This is a genomic window from Candidatus Symbiopectobacterium sp. NZEC151 (assembly GCF_025962655.1).
Taxonomy (GTDB): Bacteria; Pseudomonadota; Gammaproteobacteria; order Enterobacterales; family Enterobacteriaceae; genus Symbiopectobacterium.
This window is the reverse complement of record NZ_JAGFPE010000001.1, coordinates 419,247-443,582: the sequence shown is the minus strand read 5'-3', so window position 1 is coordinate 443,582 and position 24,336 is coordinate 419,247. Positions and strand designations below refer to the sequence as shown.

At 48.4% G+C, this 24,336-nt stretch carries 33 protein-coding genes; 24 read left to right on the top strand and 9 right to left on the bottom strand.

From position 1 onward, the window contains the following. Positions 1-259 precede the first annotated feature (259 nt). A complete protein-coding gene (locus J5067_RS02055; protein WP_264650313.1) occupies positions 260-724 on the bottom strand; it encodes a YmfL family putative regulatory protein in 465 nt (154 codons plus the stop codon). A 28-nt stretch (positions 725-752) separates the two neighbouring features. Further along, positions 753-980, bottom strand: coding sequence for a helix-turn-helix domain-containing protein (locus J5067_RS02050; protein WP_264650827.1), 228 nt, complete (start codon positions 978-980; stop codon positions 753-755). A 161-nt stretch (positions 981-1,141) separates the two neighbouring features. Between J5067_RS02050 and J5067_RS02045 the strand changes: the two genes are divergently transcribed. Genes J5067_RS02045 through J5067_RS02035 form a run of 3 tightly spaced genes read left to right on the top strand, consistent with a single transcriptional unit; the run spans position 1,142 to position 2,398 of the window. Beyond that, a complete protein-coding gene (locus J5067_RS02045) occupies positions 1,142-1,591 on the top strand; it encodes a hypothetical protein (protein WP_264628074.1) in 450 nt (149 codons plus the stop codon). A gap of 52 nt (positions 1,592-1,643) precedes the next feature. Continuing rightward, positions 1,644-2,102, top strand: a complete 459-nt coding sequence (locus J5067_RS02040) for a hypothetical protein (RefSeq protein ID WP_264628075.1) — start codon at positions 1,644-1,646, stop codon at positions 2,100-2,102. 2 nt (positions 2,103-2,104) lie between these two features. Next, complete coding sequence (locus J5067_RS02035; protein WP_264628076.1) at positions 2,105-2,398, top strand: hypothetical protein; 294 nt, start codon at positions 2,105-2,107, stop codon at positions 2,396-2,398. A 327-nt stretch (positions 2,399-2,725) separates the two neighbouring features. Here the strand turns inward: J5067_RS02035 and J5067_RS02030 are convergent, their stop codons facing one another. Further along, entirely contained in the window at positions 2,726-3,037 is a 312-nt protein-coding gene (locus tag J5067_RS02030) for a hypothetical protein (protein WP_264650312.1), read from the bottom strand. Between the two features lie 315 nt (positions 3,038-3,352). Here J5067_RS02030 and J5067_RS02025 point away from each other — a divergent pair, with 315 nt between their 5' ends. The 15 genes from J5067_RS02025 (at position 3,353) to J5067_RS01955 (ending at position 11,984) form a co-directional block, all read left to right on the top strand. Beyond that, the gene (locus tag J5067_RS02025; RefSeq protein WP_264627720.1) at positions 3,353-3,553 is read left to right on the top strand and encodes a hypothetical protein; all 201 of its coding nucleotides are present in this window, start codon (positions 3,353-3,355) and stop codon (positions 3,551-3,553) included. Positions 3,554-4,127: 574 nt separating this feature from the next. Then, positions 4,128-4,505, top strand: coding sequence for a hypothetical protein (locus J5067_RS02020; protein ID WP_264628179.1), 378 nt, complete (start codon positions 4,128-4,130; stop codon positions 4,503-4,505). A 52-nt stretch (positions 4,506-4,557) separates the two neighbouring features. Further along, positions 4,558-5,382 (top strand): YfdQ family protein, encoded by an 825-nt coding sequence (locus tag J5067_RS02015; protein ID WP_264628178.1) that lies wholly within the window; start codon positions 4,558-4,560, stop codon positions 5,380-5,382. Positions 5,383-5,503: 121 nt separating this feature from the next. Next, positions 5,504-6,031, top strand: coding sequence for a hypothetical protein (locus tag J5067_RS02010; protein ID WP_264650311.1), 528 nt, complete (start codon positions 5,504-5,506; stop codon positions 6,029-6,031). After that, positions 6,031-6,618, top strand: a complete 588-nt coding sequence (locus J5067_RS02005) for an HD family hydrolase (protein WP_264650310.1) — start codon at positions 6,031-6,033, stop codon at positions 6,616-6,618. The genes J5067_RS02010 and J5067_RS02005 overlap by 1 nt, the downstream gene beginning before the upstream one ends. Next, the gene (locus tag J5067_RS02000) at positions 6,611-7,414 is read left to right on the top strand and encodes a hypothetical protein (RefSeq protein ID WP_264650309.1); all 804 of its coding nucleotides are present in this window, start codon (positions 6,611-6,613) and stop codon (positions 7,412-7,414) included. Before J5067_RS02005 ends, J5067_RS02000 begins: the two co-directional genes overlap by 8 nt. Continuing rightward, a complete protein-coding gene (locus tag J5067_RS01995) occupies positions 7,411-7,908 on the top strand; it encodes a class I SAM-dependent methyltransferase (protein WP_319802376.1) in 498 nt (165 codons plus the stop codon). The genes J5067_RS02000 and J5067_RS01995 overlap by 4 nt, the downstream gene beginning before the upstream one ends. Further along, positions 7,909-8,121 carry a hypothetical protein gene (locus J5067_RS01990; RefSeq protein ID WP_264628320.1) on the top strand — a complete coding sequence of 71 codons (213 nt, stop codon included), beginning with the start codon at positions 7,909-7,911 and terminating at the stop codon, positions 8,119-8,121. Positions 8,122-8,126: 5 nt separating this feature from the next. Next, complete coding sequence (locus J5067_RS01985; RefSeq protein WP_264650308.1) at positions 8,127-8,756, top strand: hypothetical protein; 630 nt, start codon at positions 8,127-8,129, stop codon at positions 8,754-8,756. Continuing rightward, a complete protein-coding gene (locus J5067_RS01980; RefSeq protein ID WP_264650307.1) occupies positions 8,757-8,900 on the top strand; it encodes a hypothetical protein in 144 nt (47 codons plus the stop codon). A gap of 49 nt (positions 8,901-8,949) precedes the next feature. Then, complete coding sequence (locus tag J5067_RS01975) at positions 8,950-9,159, top strand: hypothetical protein (protein WP_264650306.1); 210 nt, start codon at positions 8,950-8,952, stop codon at positions 9,157-9,159. 2 nt (positions 9,160-9,161) lie between these two features. Next, positions 9,162-10,364, top strand: a complete 1,203-nt coding sequence (locus J5067_RS01970; protein ID WP_264627951.1) for a phage integrase Arm DNA-binding domain-containing protein — start codon at positions 9,162-9,164, stop codon at positions 10,362-10,364. Positions 10,365-10,432: 68 nt separating this feature from the next. Further along, entirely contained in the window at positions 10,433-11,020 is a 588-nt protein-coding gene (locus J5067_RS01965; protein ID WP_264627952.1) for a hypothetical protein, read from the top strand. A 444-nt stretch (positions 11,021-11,464) separates the two neighbouring features. After that, complete coding sequence (locus tag J5067_RS01960; protein WP_264650305.1) at positions 11,465-11,710, top strand: CopG family ribbon-helix-helix protein; 246 nt, start codon at positions 11,465-11,467, stop codon at positions 11,708-11,710. Then, positions 11,700-11,984 carry a type II toxin-antitoxin system RelE/ParE family toxin gene (locus tag J5067_RS01955; protein WP_264627562.1) on the top strand — a complete coding sequence of 95 codons (285 nt, stop codon included), beginning with the start codon at positions 11,700-11,702 and terminating at the stop codon, positions 11,982-11,984. Before J5067_RS01960 ends, J5067_RS01955 begins: the two co-directional genes overlap by 11 nt. Positions 11,985-12,039: 55 nt before the next feature. On the opposite strand, the gene J5067_RS01950 is transcribed toward J5067_RS01955, so the two are convergent. Continuing rightward, entirely contained in the window at positions 12,040-12,267 is a 228-nt protein-coding gene (locus J5067_RS01950) for a YdgH/BhsA/McbA-like domain containing protein (protein WP_264627563.1), read from the bottom strand. Positions 12,268-12,665: 398 nt separating this feature from the next. Here J5067_RS01950 and J5067_RS01945 point away from each other — a divergent pair, with 398 nt between their 5' ends. Then, positions 12,666-13,115 (top strand): hypothetical protein, encoded by a 450-nt coding sequence (locus J5067_RS01945; protein WP_264627564.1) that lies wholly within the window; start codon positions 12,666-12,668, stop codon positions 13,113-13,115. A 137-nt stretch (positions 13,116-13,252) separates the two neighbouring features. Here the strand turns inward: J5067_RS01945 and J5067_RS01940 are convergent, their stop codons facing one another. Then, on the bottom strand, positions 13,253-13,756 hold the full coding sequence (locus tag J5067_RS01940) for a phospholipase D family protein (protein ID WP_264627565.1): 504 nt from the start codon (positions 13,754-13,756) through the stop codon (positions 13,253-13,255). A gap of 255 nt (positions 13,757-14,011) precedes the next feature. Here J5067_RS01940 and J5067_RS01935 point away from each other — a divergent pair, with 255 nt between their 5' ends. Both J5067_RS01935 and J5067_RS01930 read left to right on the top strand, forming a co-directional pair. Then, a complete protein-coding gene (locus J5067_RS01935; protein ID WP_264627566.1) occupies positions 14,012-15,028 on the top strand; it encodes a diguanylate cyclase in 1,017 nt (338 codons plus the stop codon). A gap of 67 nt (positions 15,029-15,095) precedes the next feature. Further along, positions 15,096-15,371, top strand: a complete 276-nt coding sequence (locus J5067_RS01930) for a YceK/YidQ family lipoprotein (RefSeq protein WP_264627567.1) — start codon at positions 15,096-15,098, stop codon at positions 15,369-15,371. Here the strand turns inward: J5067_RS01930 and J5067_RS01925 are convergent. Beyond that, the gene (locus tag J5067_RS01925; protein ID WP_264627568.1) at positions 15,362-16,768 is read right to left on the bottom strand and encodes a GGDEF domain-containing protein; all 1,407 of its coding nucleotides are present in this window, start codon (positions 16,766-16,768) and stop codon (positions 15,362-15,364) included. The two genes, J5067_RS01930 and J5067_RS01925, sit on opposite strands and share 10 nt — an antisense overlap. A gap of 276 nt (positions 16,769-17,044) precedes the next feature. Between J5067_RS01925 and J5067_RS01920 the strand changes: the two genes are divergently transcribed. Both J5067_RS01920 and J5067_RS01915 read left to right on the top strand, forming a co-directional pair. Further along, positions 17,045-17,482 carry a hypothetical protein gene (locus J5067_RS01920; RefSeq protein WP_264627569.1) on the top strand — a complete coding sequence of 146 codons (438 nt, stop codon included), beginning with the start codon at positions 17,045-17,047 and terminating at the stop codon, positions 17,480-17,482. A gap of 47 nt (positions 17,483-17,529) precedes the next feature. Beyond that, positions 17,530-20,148 (top strand): ADP-ribosyltransferase, encoded by a 2,619-nt coding sequence (locus J5067_RS01915; protein WP_264650304.1) that lies wholly within the window; start codon positions 17,530-17,532, stop codon positions 20,146-20,148. A 238-nt stretch (positions 20,149-20,386) separates the two neighbouring features. Here the strand turns inward: J5067_RS01915 and J5067_RS01910 are convergent, their stop codons facing one another. Next, positions 20,387-20,929, bottom strand: coding sequence for a rhodanese family protein (locus J5067_RS01910; protein ID WP_264642160.1), 543 nt, complete (start codon positions 20,927-20,929; stop codon positions 20,387-20,389). A 15-nt stretch (positions 20,930-20,944) separates the two neighbouring features. Beyond that, entirely contained in the window at positions 20,945-21,247 is a 303-nt protein-coding gene (locus J5067_RS01905) for a helix-turn-helix transcriptional regulator (RefSeq protein WP_264628100.1), read from the bottom strand. 317 nt (positions 21,248-21,564) lie between these two features. Here J5067_RS01905 and J5067_RS01900 point away from each other — a divergent pair, with 317 nt between their 5' ends. After that, entirely contained in the window at positions 21,565-22,986 is a 1,422-nt protein-coding gene (locus tag J5067_RS01900; RefSeq protein WP_264650303.1) for an EmmdR/YeeO family multidrug/toxin efflux MATE transporter, read from the top strand. Between the two features lie 39 nt (positions 22,987-23,025). Here J5067_RS01900 and J5067_RS01895 read toward each other — a convergent pair whose 3' ends face one another. Continuing rightward, positions 23,026-24,201: an MFS transporter gene (locus J5067_RS01895; RefSeq protein ID WP_264650302.1), complete on the bottom strand. Its 1,176-nt coding sequence runs from the start codon at positions 24,199-24,201 to the stop codon at positions 23,026-23,028. Positions 24,202-24,336 lie beyond the last annotated feature (135 nt).

The window sequence follows — 24,336 nt, the reverse complement described above, 5'->3', positions numbered from 1 at the left end:
CCCCGATGTTTGCGGCGTAATTCATCTACCAACCACGCGGCAAACTGGTAGTTGATGGGTGTCCATTGGCCCTGTACATTTAGCTCATACGAGAACGGCACCGGTGAACATCCACCAGCAACAGGAACACACCGCAATTGCGGGAAGCCGGTAGCCTGCGTTACACTGTTCATGCGTTTAGTTTCTCTACACCGATTAATTACACGCACCGATGCCCTGAGCTGCACACTCGGGGCATCACCCTTTCTGGATATCCCGTTCATTGCGTTTTCCTCTTCTTGCGACCAAACAAGGCCAGAATTGAACGAATCTCCGCTTCACGCGCCGCAAGGTGACGGGAGTGGTGATGCATGATTTCTTTCGCTTCACTGTCATCGATAACGCCATCCTCAATAGCAGCCGCAATAATCTGATCTACCCTTCCCCGGCTTGCAGCTGTGTGGATTGCAAGGGTGTAGAGTTCCTCGTGATCCAGGTCGTCAAACTTCGGTGCATCCACCAGCAGTGCCCCACGGCGTTGAGCAAAGTATTCCGCCAGCAACGATGTGCCGGAGAGGTCTTCCATAGCCTCAAGTTCGTGGTTTTCGAAGAAACGGCAACCGTTCTTCTCGTAAAGGTTGTTGTTGAATTGAGCGATAGTCATACCCAGGGCACCGGCCATTGCGTTACGTCCGCCTGGATACGCCTTGCACATCGCTTTGATGGTTTCTTTGATGTCGGCCATACCTACCTTTCCCCCTTTCTTCTGGTAGTTACGCTAACTGGCTGGGTTGTGTACCCTGCCCTCGATCTGTACTGCGCAGGTACGCCCAATCAACATCAGGGCGAAGTTCTTCGCAGGTAACAGCACCGCTCGTTGCTTTCTCGATCTCGGGGCAGCGTTCAGCGGGGATTGGCCGGATTCCGTTAGCCCACTGGGAAATCAGCACTGATGGAACGTTTAACTCACGTCCCAGCCGAGCTGCTCGCCCGCGAAGCATGTTTGTGTATGTTTTAAGGTTCATTCAAGTGGCGATCCTATGTGCTATTCACACACAAATAATAGCGTGACGCTAATGCATGTCAATAGCGTTTCACGTCTTCCCATACTTAGCGAAGTGCTATTCAATAACGTTATTCAAACCAAAGAGCTTATGAAGACATGCAGACGATTGAAGAAATAAGGCGAGAGTGGCTGCTTGAACTAATCAACCAGCATAAAACTATTGCCGGTCTCAATGTCGCTCTTGGTAGAGCAAGGACAGATGCAACACTGTCACAGATAAAAAATCAGGCTATGGACAGCAAAAGTGGCAATCCGAGAAATATGGGATCGCCTCTTGCCAGAGAAATCGAAGAAAAATTGGGACTGGAAATAGGTACGCTAGACCATCCGATTAATGATGTCGATTCACACCCATGGAATGACTACCAAGCAGCAGATGAGGCGATCAAGCTTATTGTTGACTTCATTCTATCCAAAGATACTTCAACGCCACCGGATTGGGCGGACAAGGATGCTCGCGCTTACTTAGATGCAATAGAATTAAGGGTGAGGAAGTGGATAGATAAAGGAAAGAGTTCAGACCATTCGGAGAAAGCAAGGGCTTAGGCTTGTGTGGTCTGATGGAAAGTTTTGCGACAAGTAACAGCAGGAAATCAAAATGTCAGTTGAAGCGAAACAAGCCAGAATTGCATATTTCTATGCGTCCAGCTCCCAAGTTTCTTATCCTGAGATTCCTTCATTGCCGCCTGATGGGGCTTTGATATGCCTTGATAGTGATAAGTTTCCAAATGAAATGTCTTTCGTGCTAAATGTTGCTGTCGTGAACCTCCCAAGAGGAGCGCCATACTCATTTTATATAACAGTACTTTATAATGGATTGGATATTTCAAGCGGCGAGACAAAATCAAGCCCTCTACGTCATAAAGGCTACCTTTCGCGCAATGGTGATTATTGCGTACAGCATTCATTTATAGAAACCTATACAATCGAGCAGCCTGGTTGCTATACATTTAAAATATTTCTTTATGATCATAATATTGACTCAGCACCAACAGACGACGCTGGGCTCATTCATCAATCTGAGTGCTCTATTGCCATTGCCAAGGAATGGAGATAAAAATGGGAACAGTTCATAATTTCCCTGGCAATACACACACGCCCACATCCAGTGTTCAACTAGATGACATTCTTAAAAATGGCGGCGGTAATGATGGAGGCGATGGTATGTTAGAGAGGGTTAAAAACCTTGAAAATAAGGTCTCTACACTCAGTACAGACGTGGCGGTCATCAAGGCGACGATGTGCACAAAAGAAGACTTACACAAAGAACTAAACGGTCAAACATGGAAGATCGTAATAGCATTGATTGTCACAGTTCTCATCGCATTGCTATCAAAATACTTTCTCAAATAACAATTCCTAAACTGTCTCATCCCGCTGCGGCGGGTTTTTTTTCGTCCCAAGATAAAAACAATAGCGCCACGCTATTGACTAATGATTAGCGTAGCGCTATCTTTCAACACACCAACAGCGAACAGGCAGGACGCCCACGAACGTAGCCGCCCGTGGCGTAGAAGAACGGGATGATTCGCTGGTAACAAAAAAAAGCGCCCTGTAAGGACGCTTCGCTCTTTAAGAATCTGAATATCCCCAAAAACCTGATTTGTGGAGGATTTATGCACGATCAAATGAAAATGACGCCCACTGAATTTTGGACGTTAGTAAAAATGGAGGCTGAAACTACTCTCGCTCAATTACAACTTCAACGCCTTCATGGGCAGGAAGTCCAAAGCGAGCATCACGCGGCATTATCCAGCCTTGCATTTCGTCTGCAAGAGCAAGCCTGAGATCATCTCTACTCATTGCTCTACAGGTGCTAATCAACCAGCCATGCTTATTTGCCAGATAGAGGTAAACAGCATCAAAACCATCGACGCTTTTCGGGTAGCAATTTTTCTTGGCAAGTTCATCACCAAAGCATTCAAGTGAGTAATCAAGGGCTGCTGTGGCCTGGTGCAACTTCCAACGAATTGAATAAGTCTCTCTGTTCATAACAAAAACCTTTCTTCTGTTGGGGATATTCAGATTAACGCATTCCTGTCTGTTGGGGAATAGCAGGGACCACTGCCGCCTGAGGTGGTGATGTGACCAGGCACAGATTAACCAGAACGGTGTGAGGACCAGATGAGCAAAGCAAATGTGAACCACCAACTAAAACTTTGGGCAGCGTTCTATGTGGTCGCTCTGCTGCTGATCGGGGTTGTGTCCTCATTCCTGTTATTGAAGTTTTTGTAAGCGTCCACACCAGGGTACGGCCACCACGGTGGCGCCGGAACCGTAACCGGCAAACACAATAGCGAGGGGCTTATGTTGACCTACAGCCAGATAACACAAAAGGCAGTTGATGAGATTGAACGGCTGAAAAAGAACTCTGAGCACTGTTCATCAACAGCAGAAGAAATGCACCGCGATTGGATGCATGGCGTTTTCCTCCTGTGGGACAAGTTAACAGCAGGAAGCCAGGTTGATGGCGATTACGAGCGCATTAGCAACATGGTGCGTCACTGAATTTAAGGACATGGCGAAAGCCGAAAGACTTGAAGGCGATTTTCTCGGTTTGCGCGCTAAAGCATAGCGGGGGTGAAATCGGGACGGAGAAGCAGAATCCGTGATGTCGGGACTTGATACTTCCGGCCAGACCAACAAGCCGACTGGCAACGTAACTGCCCTTTGCATCCATCCCGGCGAGGTAGCGCTGCCGGACCGGGATGGGTGAATCGCACACAACAGGTAAGAGCATTACACCGGAACACGCATAGAACTCTGTTTTACCAGTGGCTGAGGAAGTGCCCAAAGTATGGATGCCTGACGGGAACCGGTACAAACCGTATGACAGAGCAGGTCGGCGTCAGGTTGGACAAAGGTAGTGTTCTTATCGTTGTGTTGAGTATCAGAGGTAGCTGTTTTTGGCGGCTTGCGGGCCCATCTCCCAATAGCCGCACTTTTTTCTGCACAGACAGAAGGGTGTCGAATCCCTTCAATTATTGGTGAGTCAATGCTGAGGTCTGTATCCCGACGCCCTTCACCCTTCTGTGTGTGTAGAGAAACAGCGGCAATAGCCGTATTAAACGAGGGTGTGAATATGTCAGAAGCACAAAGCAAGATGACAAATATCCCTGACTTCTTTGGTGAACTTGACGGCGGTGTTTTTGAAAACAAGCTGGCTGCTGCACTGAATGAGGTCGCGTTAGGTGTCATCAACAATGGCGGCAAAGGAAAGGTAATAGTTCAGTTTGATATCGATCGGTTGAGTGCGTCGATTGAAGAAAAGCGTATTGCCATCAAACACAAACTGGCGTTCTCCAAACCAACGCCTCGCGGCAAGTCGTCCGAAGAAGATACAACCGAAACCCCAATGTATGTTGGTCGTGGCGGTAAGTTAACGATTTTGCAGGAAGACCAGGGCCAGCTATTTACGCTGGGCGGGCAACCAGACGGGAAATTAAAACAATCTGTCTAATTTCAGGTTGTCACGACCTGAACGTATTTCACCAATATTTTAAGGATCAACCATGTCTCAGACTGTAGACGCTTCTGCTATTCAACAAATTCGTGATTTGATTGCCACACAGCAATTAGATACCCGCCTTGAAGGTGTTAATTGCCCCGCCGTTGCCGTTCCGACAAATATCGGCATTAAGAGCCTGGAAGGTTTCAATAATGGTCGTTATCGCTTTCGTGGCGAATTGGAAACCGCCAGCATCGACGACTTTGTAAAATATTCCATCGGCTATTTTGAAGCCGGTGCCCGCTGCTTTATCGATGCCGATCGCATGCGTTCCATTTCCGTGTTTAACCTCGGGACGCTTGATAGCCCCGGCCACGCAGATAATAAAGCCACTCTCTCACTGAAACGTACATCGGCTTATTCCGCGCTGCTGAATGTCAATAGTGAGAAAAAAAGCCAGAAAGAACTCGCGGAATGGCTCGAAGACTGGGCCGAATTCCTCATTGGCTTTGATGCCGAAGGCAATGTCGTCGATGCAAAGAAATCAGCCGCCGCCGTTCGTCGCATCACGATCGAAGCCAACAGCAAAGCCGATTATGAAGATGAAGATTTCAGCGGCAAGCGTTCGGTAATGGAAAGCGTCGAAGCGAAGACGAAAGACATTATGCCTGTCGCATTTCAGTTTAAATGCACCACCTATGAAGGTCTGTCCGAACGCGCTTTCAGACTGCGTTTAAGCATTATCACCGGCGACCGCCCGATCCTGGTACTGCGTATCGTCCAGTTAGAGGCGGAGCAAGAGAAAATTGCCGAAGAGTTCCGTGATCTGCTGATCGAGAAATTCTCCGATACCGAAATCGAAACATTTATCGGCGTGTTTAGCGCCTAATTGCACCGCCTTAAATGCCCCATGGTTTGGGGCATTTAGTGAAGTGCAAATCCCAATGTGCAAATTAATCGCCCCATGGCGAGGGATTTACTCAACCTAAAATCGGTGTGGAGAAATATAAATGTCTAATGTTCTGGATATTTTGAAAAAGAAAAATATTAACCATTTGGTTAATGATGATGGCTCTATCGTAGTTGAGGGTGATTTGTCTCTGCTGGGACGTACTGATATCACCAGTCTGCCTGAGGGCTTGTCTGTGGGTGGCTCCCTCGACCTCGAAGGCACCGGCATCACCAGTCTGCCTGAGGGCCTGCCTGAGGGCTTGTCTGTGGGTGGCTCCCTCTACCTCAGAGGCACCGGCATCACCAGTCTGCCTGAGGGCTTGTCCTGCGAATCGCTTTATCTCGATCCGCAACGCTTTGACAACGTCACCTACCGCGATAACTGCGGCAACTCAAGCCGGACTATTTTCGCCGCGTGGGTGCAGGGTAATTTCCGGATCGCTGCTGGTTGCTTCTGGGACACGCTTGATGCGTTCGAATCCGCCGTTGATGAACGCTATTCCGGTGATGCGGCGGAAACATACAAACAGGCTGCGCGGGATTGTGTTGCTGAGTTGACGGTGAAGCTCAATAAGGCGGGTGAATAATGACGTGGATTTCTACTTTTACCGGTCGGCATTTCAATTACACCGCCCCGAGTGTGGAAGATGTTGATATCCATGATATCGCTCACCACTTGTCGCTGATAAACCGTTTCTGTGGTGCTACTCACTGGCCCTACTCCGTGGCTCAACACAGCATCGGTGCGAGCTACCTGGTGCCGCCAGAATTCGCTTTTGAAGCACTGATGCATGATGCGCATGAAGCCTATGTCAGCGACATGATGTCGCCGCTGAAACTCTTACTGCCGGACTATCAGCGCGTTGAAAACGACATCGAGGTCATTGTTCGCCTGCGCTATGGGTTGCCATTGAAAACAAGCCCCGAAGTGAAGCGCGCCGACCTCATCATGCTGGCTACTGAAAAGGATGCATTGCTGCACCCAGATTCCGGTCACTGGCCCATTCTGGACGGCGTTGAACGTTCGGAGCGGATCATTGTTCATATGACGGCGTTTGAGGCAGAACGTGAGTTTATGGCCCGTTTCTCTGAGTTGGCCGGCCCCTATGTTGAAACGGGTTATGACGGCCAGCCTATCTACCCGGATCGCTATGAGGGTGTGCGACATGGCTAAGAACTCAAAGGACGCCTACGGCGCCAGCGGTAAAACCAACGTCCTCACATTTGTGCCTGAGTCATTGCATCTTGTAGATGATCCGTCCCATCCCTTGTATGACGACCGTATTCATCTGCCTCTCGAAGAGTGGATGGTCCTAAACATTATGGAACTGGGGGTAATTGAACCGATCGTCGTTTGGAAAGATCCAGAAACAGGAAAAACATGCATCGTTGAAGGTCGCCAGCGAGTCAAGCACACCATAGAAGTAAACCGCCGCTTGCTGGCAAAAGGCGAGAATTCTCTGTTAGTGCCGGGAGTCGTCAGGCGCGGTTCAGCAAGCCGCGTAGCTAAAGCAATGGTGAGTGCGAACGAGATCTTTATTCCAGAAACACCTCTTGGGCGCGCGAAAAAGATGGCAGCGGCGATCGAGCGCGGTGATGACGAAGAAGATTTGGCGCTGACCTTCGGTTGTAGTGTGCAAACCGTTCGCTCAACTCTTGCGTTGCTCGATTGCACCCAGGCGGTACAAACGGCGGTTGAGGCTGGTCATGTGAATATCACTCAAGCCAGACAGCTTGCAGCGCTTGAACCCGAACAGCAGCGGGAAAAGGTAAAGGAACTGGTTCAGGCCACCAGCGGTGTATCCGGGCATGAACGTGTTCGCCGCCAGCGTGAAGTGATGGGTGACGCGAAACCGAAACTCAAAACCCGGAAAGAAATCACGAAAGCCCTTGATGATGCGACCGGCGATTATGCCGCCGCCCTGCGCTGGGTATTGGGTGCCGAGACCACACCAGAGGTGAATAAGTGAACAAAAATACGGTTCTCGATATGTGCTGCGGTTCCCGCATGTTTTGGCTCGACAAGACTGACCAACGCGGTGTGTTCATAGATATCCGCAAGGAAGAACATACGCTTTGTGACGGCCGGAAACTTGTTATCAGCCCAGATGTAATCGCCGATTTCCGCCAGCTACCGTTTGCTGATAATTCGTTCCCGGTTGTGGTGTTCGATCCCCCCCATCTGGAGCGGGCAGGACCAGAGGGTTGGATGCGAAAGAAGTACGGCGTGTTAAAGCACGAAACGTGGAGAAGCGACCTACGCATTGGCTTTACCGAAGCGTTTCGCGTGCTGCGGCCACTCGGTGTTTTGCTGTTCAAGTGGAACGAAACGCAAATTCCCACCAGCCAGATTTTAGCACTGACACCAGAAACTCCAATTATCCGCCAGCGGGTTGGTAAAGGCGACAAAACGCACTGGTTAGTTTTCGTTAAATCGGGGGTTATTCCGGTTGAGGGTGAATAGATGGCTAAAACACAAATGCAGTACGCAAACCGCGCGTGGCGTAAAGAAACCAAAGCACTGGGATGGGATCGTGGCTGGGCTGGCGGAAAGAAAGAATGGAAATCCTTCTGCCGCCACTACGCACAAATAACAGTCGAGGACGGCGGTCAGGTTTTCGATAGTCAAGATGCTGCGGATGAAGCAGTAGCAGAAGAACTTACCTACTGGGACTAAATAACATGAATACTTTGACGAAGGAACGCTTGAATACAATAGCGTCATGGCGAAAAACCTACGGCGATGCTCACAACGTAATGATTCCAGCGCATGAAGCTGAGGAATTGGTATCGCGCCTTCTCGCAGCAGAAGTTGAAGTTACAAGCCTGAAGCGTGAACGCGAAACCATGCACTCTATTGAGTATGTGCGGGGAGTGTTGGCGCGAGCTGCCGAGTTAGAAGCACAACTGGCAACTGGCGTAACGGCAGAGCACCAGCGTGTAATTGGGTTGCTACTCGGCGTTTGTGGTGCCGCGTTCGAGCTTGCTGATGATAGTTGCCAGCAAGAGGTTGATGGCGAGATGTGCCACGTTGCTCCCGAAAATTCATTCCAACGACTTTGTGACTGGTTGGACGAAATTGAGAACACCCTGCCGGACCAGTATGACGACCTGCCAAATACGATACTCCAATGGGGCGCGGTTCCACGTCACGCTCTGCGAGCATTGCTCCAGTCTGGTAACTCTCCGGTCGAGCCAATCCGCTACATGAACCGCTACACCGGCGCGTGCTTCACGTTAGAACAACAGCCAGATGCAGCCACTGATACCGATGTTTATATTCCGCTGGTTCCAATGCGTAAGGGGGAGTAGATGCGTACTCAGCTTGTGCGGAATCTTCCGCTCAGAAAGAAAGTAGGCATGTGGTTTCAACCCCATGCATTAGCCGGTAAAGCCGACCCTGACATGAAAATACTGTTCTGGAATATCGGTGATTACTACGGCAGGTTTCGTTAAAACACCTGAGTGCAGTCAGGCAGTGATTAATTGGTGTGGAGAATGGCGTATGAGCAAGCTAATGAAGGCAAGCCAGTGGGGACGACGGGAGTTTGAACCCGGATCAGAGCCCGATAACAGAACTATTAAGCGGTGGATTGAAAACGGCCTTTTACAGGGTCGCATCGTTGATGGGGCTGTTTGGGTGTGTTCATCTGAAAAATGGGGCGTTAACTCAGTTGTCTCTCAGGCTGTTACCAGGTTAATAAATGAGGCATAAAAATGGCTGCTCGCCCACGAAAAAGAGAGTATCGCTCTCTTCCCGATCATTTGTTTTTCGATAAAAGTAAGGATTCATATCGTTTCACTCTAATAAACGGGAAAAAGAAAACTCTTGGCTCTGATAGGGCTCTCGCTATTGCAATCGCCCGAGAATATAACAATCAAATGCGGCCAGAGTCTGCCGTTTCTATTGATTCATTGATCAGGGATTCTGGCGGGGTATCTGGTGAAGCTCTGCCATTTTGCAGTTATGTAGATCGTTTACTCCAACGCGCTATTGATGACGAGCAACCAGGTAAAGCCACCAGCGATGTATGGATAAATGACATCATCAGGGTGAAGGAATATTTCACCATGCCCGCATGTGATATCGAGCTGGAGCACGTCAACGGTTATATCCAAAGTTACCACGCTGACGCGTCGGCTAACGTCCAAAATAGGAAGGTAAGTTTTCTAAAAAAACTGTTCAGCTATGCGGTCGATGAATCATTGATGATCGATAACCCCGCAACCCGCAAGAAAATGCGAAGAGTGGAGGGAAAAAAGAGGCGTCGATTATCATTTCAAGACTTCCAGCGAATCAAGGCATCCGCACCGCTCTGGCTACGCACTGCAATGGATCTGGCATTGCAAACCACGCAAGCCCGCCTGGAGGTGTCACGAATTAGATACTCAATAAAACAACCCAAGGAAGGTGTTTGTGGGTGTGTATGGTATCAAACCGCTGAAAGTGGCATTCATGGTGTGCTATACATCCACCGGCAGAAAGTGCAGAAGAAAGAGGCATCACATATTGCCATTCCTATTGGGGATGAATTGAAGCGCATCATTGATGATAGCCGTGACCGGATCGCCAGCCCGTATGTTGTCCACCGGCTACCCGAGAAAAACAGTAACCCGATCAGTAAAGATGTTAACCACCCTACCCAGGTTAACCCTAACTACCTGAGTAGGGCATTTTCCGATCTGCGTGATGCAGTTGGCGTTGCCGCAGAATACCCTCCGGCAGAACGCCCAACATTCCACGAGATACGAGCGCTGGCCGCGTTTATGTTTGAACGTCAAGGGGTGGATCCTCAGGCAAGGATGGCGCACAGCGATGCCAAGTCAACGAAGATCTACACGCAAAACCATCTTGATTGGGTTGCTGTGCCACATGCTGAAATCAGCTTATCAAATGGCATAAAATCAGTAACCAATTGACATCTATTTAATTTATTCTCATAAATAGGTGTAACTTTAGAAAGTGATTATTTTACTTCGGAGCGCTGATGGCAACCTCAATTCATACAGACATTCAAGAACATGTAGAAATGTCAGCAAAAAAAATCATTAGAGAACAGTTAACTCCTTGGAAGTTTTTTCACTCGTCGAAACGACTTAATGTAACTCGTTTCGATGGCACAAAAATATCCTATGAGGGGAGCGATTTTTCAGGCTCACCCTCAGAAATATTTTGGAGCGATTATATAGAGCCATTTTTGAAAGACTTAATAAACAATGAGATATCAGTAACTTATGATAAAGCAAAAGCAAATTATATAGATAACTGCAAGGCATTGGACGAGTTAGAAGCAATTCTTTTTTCTTACTGTGTAAAAGTATACCGAGAAATGGCAGATATAGACCAAAAGCTCAGGGGGAAAGGGATTCCTGATTCAGTACAAAAACGTCCTATTGATAAAAAGACTGATGCAATAAAAGAGTATATATCAGAAAGAATTACCAGCAAGAAGGAAATAATACTATCCACCCCTTGGTATGAAAAACCTTGGGTAAAAGCTTGGCCGGTGCTTGTTACTATGGCTGTCTCGATAGCTAATTTGCTTTTATCCATATATAACAATTTCTTCAAATAATTATGGCATCACTTCGAGCGCCTTAGGTGTAATAATTTTGTTTACAGAAACTCAAAATAACTGTGGTAAAACCTTACCTAAGTCATTGATGTATAAAGAGTGGATCATGCTTAAAATGTACTGTTTGTTTGTCCATTCAAATGCTCGCAAAGCCAGTGCTGGCAAGGCTTACAGAGTATTTTGCTAGTTAACATGGGGTGTCAGGGGTCGGAGGTTCAAATCCTCTCGTGCCGACCAAATAATCCCAAGAAAACCAACCTTTTACGGTTGGTTTTTTTATGCCTGGAATTTGGCGATGGTAAAACCCTAACGGGATTCACTTCATTTTATCGGCTACAATCTGTGGATAGACCAGTGTCGTTGCTCAATGATCCACGACACTTGCTTCATCAAATACAAAAGACTACATTGTATACAATGTACACAATGTAGTGAGGTGCTCAGATGAGTGTCATGTCAGTTCGTTTAAATGATGAAGTCACGGCGCAATTGGAAGCACTAGCCAAAGCCACTGGACGTACCCGCTCTTTTTTGGCTGGGCAAGCCATTGAAGATTATCTTGCACGAGAAGCCTGGCAGATCGTAGAGATCGAGCAAGCCATCAAGGAAGCCGATGCTGACGATTTTATTTCAGCAGATGAGATGAGTGGCCTATTTAAAAAGCTAGGTTCTTCGAGACATGGAAATTAGATGGCTACGCAAAGCAGCGGCCAATCTGGAAGCTGAATATCTCTTCATTGCACAAGACGCTCCACAGACTGCCCGCCAATTTGTCAGCGAAGTTCAACGGGTAACAGAACTACTGCCACAGCAACCGGCAATGGGAAGACCTGGCCGCGTTATTGGAACACGCGAGCTGGTGTTACAACCCTATCCTTACATCATCCCATACCGTGTGAAAGACAATGAGATCCAAATTCTGCGACTCTTCCATACACACCGGCGTTTACCATCAAAATGGTGAACAAAAAAGGGAGCTTTCGCTCCCCTTTCTGACTGGCCCACCTGCAATCTTGACATCATTTGTACAGGATTGCTGTACCACGCAATTGATCGTTACCGGTGACAGACACAATCTTGTAGGAAGATGCGCCTGCTGCTTCAGCTTTTGCAGCCACCTGAGCTTCAAACGCGCTCAGCGTTTCTGCACCGCTCACTTGCACCGTACCAACGTCTTGTGCAGCAAAGCTACCGAAAGAAACCAGACCAAGAGCAACAACTGCGGCAAATTTTTTGATAACGTTCATGATATAAATCCTTCTGTTCGATGTTTGATGAAAAGGCTATTTGCCTTTGATGGAGTAAATCATAGCGCCATCGCTCAGAGGTGAATATCAGATAAAATCGTTATAATCATTCAAATAAATTGAATCAAAATATAATACCTTACCCGCCCTCATTTCGTCTCAATGCTTTATCCTTTTTGCCTATCCTGACGGGCGAACAATACAAAGTGAATGACAGCGCATCGTCCGCTCATGCAAACACATCCTGCCCCGCAAAAGCAGAACACGCTCACCAATAAAAAATTAACAGAATAAAAAGCCATATCAACGCACAGCTGTTTTTATAAATTCAACATTCCTATTTGTTTTCATATAATTATCTAGACATAAGGTCTAATTATTTCAACAGGGAAGACACAATGAAACGCATGCTATTGGCTCTATTTACGGTATCTTTGGTGACGTCTACTTGGGTTAGCGCAACGGAAACCGCTGCCCCCGTTGCGGAGCAAGCTGCAACCAAAATGCTGGCAATCACCGAGGGCAAACTCAAGGATACTGAAGGCGGCTGCGCTTGTAGCTATACCGTAAAAAACCTGCAAAGCAGCCCGCTGAAGAAATTTGAAGCCTATATTTTTGTAAAAAATGAACAGGGCCGATTCCGGTGTGATGCCGCGCATTTCAGCTTCAATAAGCCCATTCAGCCCAACGAATCCCGAACGTTAGCCAATGAAGCTTACGGAAAAACTTGTGGTAAAAATCCGTCAGTCTCTCTCCTGATGGTCGGCACCTGCAATTATGCCGATGGTTCAGAGTGTGATTCTGAAAATATTGAGACCACGGATTCTGGTCTGAAGTGGGTCGATTAGACAAAAACCAACGTTGAAAGGTGCCTTTCCTTCCCTACTATTGCCAAAAGCAAAAACCGTAAAGCAGGAAGGAAAGCACTCAGCGATGAGCGTGTTGTCATTCGCGCATCAGGGATAAGCGTTAAATGACCAAGGGATTATTTCCCAAGGTTCCAACGGCTGGTAAAGTGCGATTGATAGGCGGCTACGATAGCAGGCTCATCGCGTATAATCAGGACATTCTCTGAATTTTCAAATTCAGCAGAGCGCGCAAAATTGAAAGACCCCGTTTCAACAGTGTTGCCGTCGATAATCATCGTTTTATCATGTTGAATAGGGTAATGCTTGCTCAAACGGACCTGGACATTATTCTCCCTGGCATACTCGATTACCGACCTGCTGGTTTTATTTTGGTTGCGCTTATAGTCAATCACACAGCGCACCTCAACGCCGCGTTTTTGCGCCGCTACCAAGGCGTGCACAATATCTGGCGATTGAAACGCATAGCCGATCAAGTCAATCGATTTGCTAGCGTTATTGATCACTTCCAGCACCAGCGCTCTTGCACTCCCTTCAGGGCTGAATCCCACCTGCACAGAAGCCGATGCCACATTCATTGTCATCAACAATCCAACCGTTGCCATGGTTAACATCTTCTTCATAAAGCAGCCCCACTCATCAATGCTTCGTAGGCATGTTACGCTACGCTGCCCTACGCCCTTCAGCATTGATGCCGATCACGTGAATACGCCACATCCATTGAGCTCCAGAGGGTCAACGTGACCGACAAATAGACCTAATAATGACCCATCACCTGTAGATTATTCCAATTTCACATGTCCTCTTCTCAGATATAATAGTTATATAAACAACGCAATTAAGGTGCGTTGAGCTGAAGTGATACGGGGGAAAAGGTTATGCAGGAAACACTGATCGCACGGATTTCATCGGTGCTGGTGTCAGAAAAATCACTCGAGGGGTTAGTCAGACAACTTCTCGAAATGCTTGAACTTGTCACCAATATGGAATCCACATACCTCACCCGTATTGAATCCGGTAAAAATTTGCAACACGTGCTTTTCTCCCGTAATAGCAAAAAAATGCAGATCCCCGAAGGGCTTTCCGTTCCCTGGGAGGACACGCTCTGTCGACGGGCGTTAGCGGAAGACCGCTGTATTATTGACGATGTGCCCAGCCATTGGGGCGATTCTCAAGCGGCGAAACAGCTGGGTATCACCACCTACGTCACCACGCCGGTACGTCTGGATGACGGTTCGTTGTACGGCACGCTGTGCGCGGTCAGCGGTGAAAAACAGAAACTGGATGGCCGCAGCGAACAAATATTACAGCTGTTTGCCGAGCTGATTGCTCAATATATCCAGAAAGAGCAGCTACTCTGCCAATTACAGGACGCCAACGCAGCGCTGACCGCGTTCTCCTACACCGATGAGTTGACCCAGTTGCCCAACCGACGATCGGTGTTCAATCAGTTACCCCAATTATTCTCACAAGCGCAAGGCACTAAACGTTTTGTTGTCATCGCCTTTATCGATTTGGATGGGTTTAAGCTGATTAACGACCGCTACGGGCATGAGACGGGTGATGATTTTCTGTGTGCAGTAGGCCAGCGACTGAGTCAAGGGATACGCGCAGAAGATATGCTGGGACGTATTGGCGGTGATGAATTCATCGTCGCGACGACAGGCCCTTATCTTGATGAAAATGCTAAGGATGCCGCGCAGACCTTCAAAGCACGATTGAGTCCATTATTGATTGGACACTATGCGCTTGAGGGCTGTCACATAGACTACGCGGGAGCCAGTATCGGCACCATTGCCATCAACCCGGCGCTAAGTACGCCGGATGAAGCCCTGCGTGCGGCCGACACCGTGATGTATGAAGAAAAAGAGCACCGCAGACGCCAGGTGCATTGATCTTTTGTTGTCAGCAGGCGGATACCGCGCACCGCGCTGATTATCAGGTAGACTATGTCTCACCACTATGTCACCACTATCTCACCGCCCAGTGGCTAACCGAGTTTACACCGTGAAACGATTCCTGATTGCATTGATCATCACCAGCCAACTGTCTGGCTGTGGCAGTATCATAAGCCGAACGGTCAAAGGACAAGGACAGGGCCACCAATACTATCCCGGCGTGCAGTGGCTGCTTCAGGATCGCTGGTGGAAATACCTGGTGATTATCGATCTGCCGCTCTCAATGCTCGCCGACACAATCTTGTTGCCCATAGACATGAAACACGGCCCTTATGAATAAATAGGGTCTCGACCGTGTAATTCAACCCGATTACGGCCGCTGGTTTTGGCCTGATAGAGCGCCGCGTCCGCTTTATCGATCAGTCGCTGGTAATCCGGGTGGTAATCAAACTCAGCCACCCCAATGCTGAGGGTAACGGAAAACGATTGGCTACCGAAGGCGCTGATCGCCGTTGCGGCCACCTTTTCACGCAATGTATCGACGATCACCTTTGCCTGATGCAGCGACGTTTCCACTAACAGCACCATGAACTCTTCCCCGCCATAGCGGAAGACATAATCACTGCTGCGAACGTGATCGTAGATCATGGCTGAAATACTTTTCAGCGTTGCATCGCCGGTGTCGTGACCGTAGCGATCGTTAACCTGTTTAAAATGGTCCACGTCCATCATCACTACCGTAAAGGGTTTTCTGTCGCTGGTCGCCAGCGCAATTTCCCGGCGCATAATGGTCGGAATAAAACGCCGATTCAGCAGGTTTGTCAGAGTGTCCTTACCGTTTTCAAACTTGACCAGTTCATCAAACATGGACGTGATAATCAGCGTAATTTGCCCGGTGAGTTGCCGCACATGGCGTAACAGGCGCATGCGCTCCTCCGACTGAGAAACCTGCCCTGGTGAAGCGACATCGATTTCACTGTCAACTTTGTCGATCAGCGTATCCGTTTCACGCAGCAGATCGGGGAAACCAAACAGGTGTTTTCCCTTGTGAGAGAACCATAATCCAAATTCCGAGCGCCCCAGGGGGGTAATGTCAGCCAAAGGTAATTCTGTCGCCACGTGATAGATAAACTGGTTTTCCCAGTTCATTAGCGCCCCAAGCTGCCTTTCTCGTTCTACGCTAACGTCATCGTACACGCTCAATACGCGATAGCGTTCCTGATCGCGCATGGCATTTTTATAGGTAGGGGAATAGGCTATGGTCATCGCTTCCAGAGCGGTATCCATTGCCAATCCGCTAAAACAAAGCGCGCTATTGATAACAAAAGGAGAGTGTTCCCCTTTATTGGTTAACAGCGGATAGAGATCGTTTTTTAATTTACGGGCACCGCGTGCCACCAAATCGATAGGCAGACCAATGCGTGCGTGCACCACGCCCACATGGTGCTGTTGGGCGAGTAGCGTAGCCAAATCTTGCTGAGAGCTGCCCAACACGCTGCGCAACCAGTGGAACATACTGATACTTAACTGTTCTGTGACCTGGCGGGTATTCAGATAGCGATGCGCATGCTCATCGTTGAGCATGTAATCATAAAAGTGGTCTACCAGATAGCGTATTTCATCATCACTCAGGGATATCAGCAGGGCATGCGCTTCCGGCTGCGTGATGTCAACCAGGGTGCGCCATTCACTCAATAATGGCTCGATATGATAATCGTTTTTTACAGAAATAGTCATGGGTAGGACATAAAGTGGTTAACCAGATGCTATCATAGGCGATTCATCTGCCATATACCACCGTGCTAACAGTTTCATTACGGATTATTTCCCTACAACAGCATCAGATTTACAACAGTAATCACCCTCACCCATTTGATTGCGGAAAGAGCGGAAATAGTTTTTTTTCTTTTCACCTAAACGTTATGCTCATTTTGGCGCCTTTCAGAGAACCTATTACTTATTTCCACATGTTATTCAGGTCTATTACTAACCGAAAACAGGAGGTCAACCATTATGGCTATAACCATAAACCAGCATAGAGCGCTCATAGGAAATTATCATCATGATAAAATGGAAGTAAATGCAAAGCAGTGCAATAAGAAAGCATCACACAAAGTGTATAACAAGAGTCAAGAAATAACATTCACTTTGAATATTAAAAACATCGCCCCCTCATATCATGCTTGTCAACACAGGGGGCGCCGTTTGCAATTAAAACAAATAATATGCTTTATGTTATTACTGAATCACGTCCGTGGACATACGGTGCTCACTGGCGAAAACCTAGACATCCCCCCTCCCCCGCTGGCATTAAAAAAATATAATCAAACGCTGCCCTTTTTAGATGCACGTTTGCCCATCAAAACAAAGATCACAACAAATCACCAACAATGTACCGATGATAATGAAAAAAAAACCGCAGGAAAATCAGAGAAGCGACCTATTCAATAACCGATGGAGCCACGCATTCGGCAGCGTCATCGCCCGAAAAGATATATGTGTTTGGCAAAACGGGCATCATTACCAATGACGAAAAAACTTACTATACGGTGGATAAAAAAAGAGGAGATATCTTTTTTGAAAATGCAGGTATGTCATTAAAGAAATTTTATGCTGATTACCAGAAACGAATGCCTTCTTTGACAACGCTGGCCGCCTCAATCATGAAAAAAAACTTAAAAGAGAAATTCAATCTGGATATCGATCCAGATAAAAATTACTTTATGCTGTTCAATTCAGCGATGAGTTGCTCGGATTGCTTTAGTGGTTGGTGCTTCACGGGAAAACCGATAGAATATGGATCGTTGTCAAGCTACCTGCTACGAAACTTCCCCGCTGATGCTCAGGAAAATCTGGTTTCGGTAAATAGCCAATCCGGTATTTATCGCGTTGCACCTGATACTGCCAATGTCTTTGACCGGGAAAACGAAGTTCAACTACTTCCAACAACGTTTATCCAGCTGGTGTGGGATATCAACTTTTACCAACAAGCCTCATCCATCTACACCGACATCTTTAATAACAAGGGCATCCATAGCAAAAAGAACTTTATCGATTTTATTATCAACCTCTCCTCTCAACAACTCAGTCACCGCGCGATATCTGATCTATTGTCGGGAACCGGGTTGACTAAAAATAACAATGTAACGGCGTGGTTATTTGATATTAATGGTTATCAGGCGACCGATCTCATCGTTTTTTACAATAACAGCAATCGCCGTGTTACGCTGTATCTACCCAGAGCTGAGAATAAATTTGCTGAGTTTGACAGTATAGAGGATATGCGAAATTGGGTGCTCGATAGCGGTCATGATAACGCCCGTAAGGAGAGCATCGCTTCTCACTTTTCACTCAAAAACCGCCAGGATGGGGTAATCTACTCAGGCATAGATAATTGGTTAACGTCACAATCCAATAGCGTTAATCGCGAACGGGATAAACACAAAATAGGCGCACAGCGCACACCTATTGCATCCTCAACCTTCTTCACTTTTATGGCGAACAGGCAGCGCGAATGTTTTTTCAGCGATCTGGATTCGCGGATAACATCAGATGCCGAAGTCACTCGCGACATCTGGGAAAGAGACATTGATGCCTCGGCCATTCTGCCCAATCCAATCACTCCTCTTGCTGCGTTGGCAATTCATCTCGAACACGCTTTCGAAGGCGATACCAGCGAGGAAAGGCAACAAGAATGGAATAAAGTATCGAACGACATCGTCAACCTTGTCTTGATGATAACGTTAGACAAGGTCGGTCGTTTTAATACAGAGGGTTATGAGTTTATTGATAAAATAAAAAACTCACTGGCACAAGAGAGCCGCGCGGTGGTGCTTGATAACACCCTTTCTTTCGAGCACGTCAACGTCAATATCCCCGAACCGGAGATGCTGTCAGCCACACATCACATTAACCTACGCACGCACAACCTTCCTGAACTGGATAAGGCCTTTTTCTCTGAGACCAAACCCGATGCGCAGGGCATTTTCCATTATTCAGACCCACATTCTGCTACCGATAAATTAGCCATTTGTATCAAAAACCGTTTTTATGCTGTACGCCCCGGTACATTTCAAGGCATGTATGTTCTTGATGATGATCGGGAGATCGTTTTATTTGATGGCAGTTACTTTGAAAGAAAACAACCTCCCCTTGAACGCGTTAGCTATACAGAATGCCGTACTCGCCGAGCGCCTGGCACATCCTGTACTCGGATATCAACATCCATTCAAGATGCCCTCACCAGGAACAGGGATAGGGGATTTACCAAAGAAGATGCCATGATCATTGGTCGAGATCCTGCGCACCCGGCTTTATTTATCAATATTGAAGGTAAGAAATTTATCGGCTTAGATGACAGGTTTTTTAGAATAAAGGAAAAGGAAAATGTGTTTACCATCTATGCACGGAAAAGAACGGGGTTGTTAGCGACCTTTCGACGCCGCAAAGAGATTGCCACATTTCAATTCAGCCTGTTGCAGGGTGAACAGTATATCCACACGCCAACAGAAGCGATAATGGAGACGCTTGGCGCTTCCCGCCCCGCCGCCAGCCTTTATAACCAATATCGGGAGCGCGGCGGAGGACAATACCAGACAAACGCCGCCGAACGACGCGCCATTAACGATTACACGCGCAACGTTTCTGACATGATCAATGAGTATCTTGAACTCGACATGCCTGAACACTTCTTGAGTCCGCTGTTCGCAGAACAATCATTCCAGATGGTGACAAATATACGGTCGTTGCTGAACAAACTGCCCAGTTTTCACGGTGTGGTATATCGCGGTGGCGAGTTATCCCCCGAGCTCCGGGCGACCTTAAAACCCGGAGATACACTTCTGGTTAAAAAATTTGTATCCACCTCCGCCGACAAGAATATCGCGATGGCCCACAAAGCCGGTAAAGGACCCCATCAAGTCTTGTATAAAATCCATGTCACCCATACCGCACACGCCATCAGCGGGTTTACCCAAAACCTGCATGAAGCGGAAGTGCTGATTGAAGATCGCACCTTGTTTCGATGTCTTTCTATTGAGGGTGATAATGTCGAACTGAAAGAGGTGCTGGATGCCTCTCGTCTCGATGAGACCAACGTAAAAATAGCGTCAATCTAGCCTTACGCTATGCGGCGTTGGCTTTTCTGGGCAAGCAGCGTCTGACGTGACGTAACAGCAAAGCAAGATAGCCGTCACAATCCAGATAAATAAAACGCTGTTTTATATTGTATGAACGCTGTTTTGAATTATATACTCTGCACCGCCTTATAAGTAAGGTTCTAGATACCTTTGCCCCGACTCCAGTCGGGGTTTTTTTTATCTGAAACCGCTTTGGCTGACGCACCAAACCCGTGTTTTAGCCATTAAGGCCACGGCGCTTATTCCAAGGCATGTGCATTAGCAATCTGGCCATACCGCAAAATCCGCTGATACCCGCAAACACCAATCCCGCACCGATGAAACCGGCGACACTAAAAAAAGCCGGATGCAGCGTGTACCCCAAGACAACGCTTATCGCTGTTAGCCCACCGGCGACAATTTGCACCTGGCGCATCACTGGCAGCGGTTGAGAGCGGTCCACGTCAACCGGCAAACCCGCCTTTTTCCAGGCGTTGAGTCCCCCTTCCAGCAAAAATGCGTTTTGCCCGGGAACCAGTGCTGCTATCTGTTGTGCATATTGTTCGCAGCGCGCCCCTGATAAACAGTAAAAAACCACCGTGTTATTCGCGGGTAGTGTGATTCCCGGCGGTTGGTTGGCGTGATCCGCCAGTGAATACAGGCGTGATTGCGCAATGTGCTCACGCTGGAATTCAGCGGTCTGGCGAATGTCGACCATCAACGCCCCATCAGCCTGACGCTGCCGAGCATCTAACGGGGAAAGGTAGGGCAGAGTTGCCATGGTATTCCTCTCTATTCAAGGACAATAAATGTCTTTGAGCGTCGTGATGATACGTTCCAGATCGTGGTTAGCGATCGCGTATAACATTGTCGTGCCTTCACGCTGAGCGACGACCAACCCTTCAGAACGCATACGCGCCAAATGCTGCGATGTGGCAGAAGGGCTCAAGCCGCACGCCTGCCCGAGTGCGCCAGCACTCACCTGCTGACGCTCAACCAGCATACACAGGATCAGTAATCGATTGGCATTGGCCATCGCCTTTAACAACAACGCAGCGTCATGGGCACGCCGCTGCAATTCACTCACTGCATCTGGCATCATTATTACTTTAGAATAGCCTTAATTAAGTAAATGCTAAAATTAAGATTAAAACAAATCAAGCGTTTTCTCTTAAAAGTGTGACCAGGGCTGGAGCATCGTTCGGTTGGCTGTTACTCTATTAAAAATCGGTCCACTGTTTCAGATTTCTTCTGCACCTGACGTACTGTTGGGGGCGATCATTAGTCAGATCAACGTTTTCAGTAGTAAAACAAGACACACTATCGCGGCTTTGCGTAATGATACCAGCAGGTAGCGTTATCGCGATGACACTGTTGCGCAACCAGGTCTTATTCAGAATACATTCAAAGCGGTGCATGAAAAACTTCTCTCGATTAGTCAATAGATATCACCAAACGGATTGGTACAAAAAGCGGCACTCAAACCGTGTTCTGCTCTGGCGTGAGATCACACCGCTGGCCGTGCCCATTTTTATCGAAGGACTGTGTGTGGTACTGATGGGGGTATTCAGCACCTTTCTTGTCAGTTGGTTGGGCAAGGAATCCATGGCCGCCGTGGGTCTGGCCGACAGTTTCAACATGCTCATCATCGCTTTCTTTACCGCCGTCGCGCTGGGCACAGCAGTCGTGGTGGCATTCAGTCTGGGCCAGCGCAATCGCAAACAGGCCCGCGCTGCAACGCGTCAGTCTATGTCTTTGCTGGTACTGGTCTCCTTTTTGTTAGTGTTGCTGATTGAACTGGCAGGTGAAGCCATTATCGACCTGATTGCCGGTTCCGCCGATCCACATGTTAAAGCGTTGGCGCTGGTGTTCCTACGGCAAACTGGCTGGAGCTATCCGGCCATGGCGATTGCGTTAGTCGGCTGTGGGGCGCTGCGCGGTGCCGGTAATACCAAGCTGCCGATGTTTATCAACATCGGCATGAACATCCTCAACATACTGATCAGTAGTGTGCTGATATACGGGATTTTTTCCTGGCAGGGTCTGGGGTTTTATGGCGCAGGTATTGGCACGACGCTGTCACGCTATATCGGTGCGGTGTTTGTGATCCTCACGTTGATGCACGGCTTTAACGGTGCACTGCGCATTCCGTTCAAATCCTATTTTGCCCCTTTCACTTACACCATTCTGTATGAAGTGTTAAGCATCGGTATTCCTGCCAGCGTAGAATCCGTGATGTTTAATCTGGGCAAGTTGATCACACAGCGCTTTGTCGCCGGAATGGGCACAGAGGTTATCGCGGGCAATTTTATCGCCTTCTCTATCGCAGCACTGATCAACCTCCCCGGCAATGCCCTGGGGTCGACAGCCACCATCATCGTTGGAACACGCCTGGGTAAAGGGCAGGTTTTTCAGTCGATTCGCCAGTTGCAGTATATTTTTGTGCTTTCCAATATCGGTTTATGCATCCTCGCCTTATCCTCAATACCTTCGGCCAGTTTCCTGTCATCACTGTATACCAACGAGCCGGAAGTTATTGAGGTTGCCAAGCAGTTGCTGTGGCTGAACGCGCTATTCACCCCCTTTTGGGCCGCGGCCTGGGTGGTGCCTGCGGGTTTGAAAGGGGCAAAAGATGCCAGTTACACCATGTGGGTAGCCATGGCGAGCATGTGGGGATGCCGCATTGTGGCGGGTTATATCCTGGGTATCTGGCTCGGCTTTGGCGTTATCGGCGTATGGATGGGCATGTTCTTTGACTGGATTGTGCGCGGCCTGTTGTACTATCGCCGTATGACCAGCGGCCGGTGGCTGTGGCGCTACCGGCCTCCCGCCGCTTAATACGCGGTAGACGTTATTGGCTTGACCAGCAGCGCTACATTAGCGCCCGAGCGTTTTGCGGACGTTCAATGGCCGAAAGCGAAATGCCATCACAATAAGCACCACCACACCCCATGCCATGATGGTCCAGGCTTGTTCCAACCCTTCGGTGTGCTGTCGAATGACACCCGCGAGCGTCGGCATCACGCTCGCGATGATATAGCCACCGCCTTGAACAAAGCCCATCAATCGACCGGTTTCTTGCACATTTGTTGCATGATCGAGTGCAACAATTAGCGAAAGTGGAAACAGCGCGCCGATACCCATCCCGAGAAGAACCATCGCGACAAAAGCCAGAGACAGCGGTGCGATCAACAGCAGCATCATGCCTGCCAGCAGTAACACCAGTATCGGCACCAGCAGCATACGCCGATCGGGAAAGCGCGAAATCAATGCGGAAACGGCCAACCCCGCACACACCTCCGTCAGCGTTAACCCTCCCAGCAAAAAGCCACTTTGCGCGGCACTCCAGCCTAACTGCATGTAATAGGGTGGTAGCCAGGCAAGCACCAGCGAGTAAGCGCCCGTTCCTATCCCAAAGAACAGCATCAAGGCCCAATGTTGCAAACCGTGCGGCGCAGGGTGATAAATCGCATTCGGCTCGTGAGCCTCACGCGAAGACGGCGCTTTGCGCCAGACCAACAGCGCGATAAATGCAAGGATACCCCAAAATGCCAACGCACCAGACCAACCAGCGAGACCCGATAACGGCGAGGCCGTCGCCGCAGCAACGGCTGCCCCCGCCATGATCCCCGTGGTATAAAGCCCCATCAACAGACTGCTGCGCTGGAGAAAGAAGCGCTTGATAAACGACGGCACCAATGCCTGAATTAACGCAATCCCTACCCCACCAAGCGCCGCACTCACCAGCAACCCAGCGCGTGAATCCCATGGAAAACGCACCAGACAAGCGACCATAATGATGGTAATGCCGAGCAGAATGCCGCGATACTCCCCCAGATGACGTTGCAACCAGCCGCCATAAAGCGCACAGATCCCCATTGCCAAAATCGGCAGCGTGGTTAACAGACCAGCCTGACTGTCGTCCAGACCAGTAGCCTGCTGAATTTGTTCAAGCAACGGACCAACCACGGCCAGAATCGGGCGCAGGTTTATCCCAAGCAGCAGAATGGCGATAAAGAGAAACTGGCGTGAGTGCCTGGAGGAAGCGGGCATAAAATGATCCTGTGATTGTTATCTTACCGCTGAGGGTTGTGCCATGAAAAACGCAGGTAGTCGCTTACGTTCGTACCGCGTATTTTTGCACAAATTATCTTAACGTCAAGATAATAATCAGCCATCTTAGCGCTA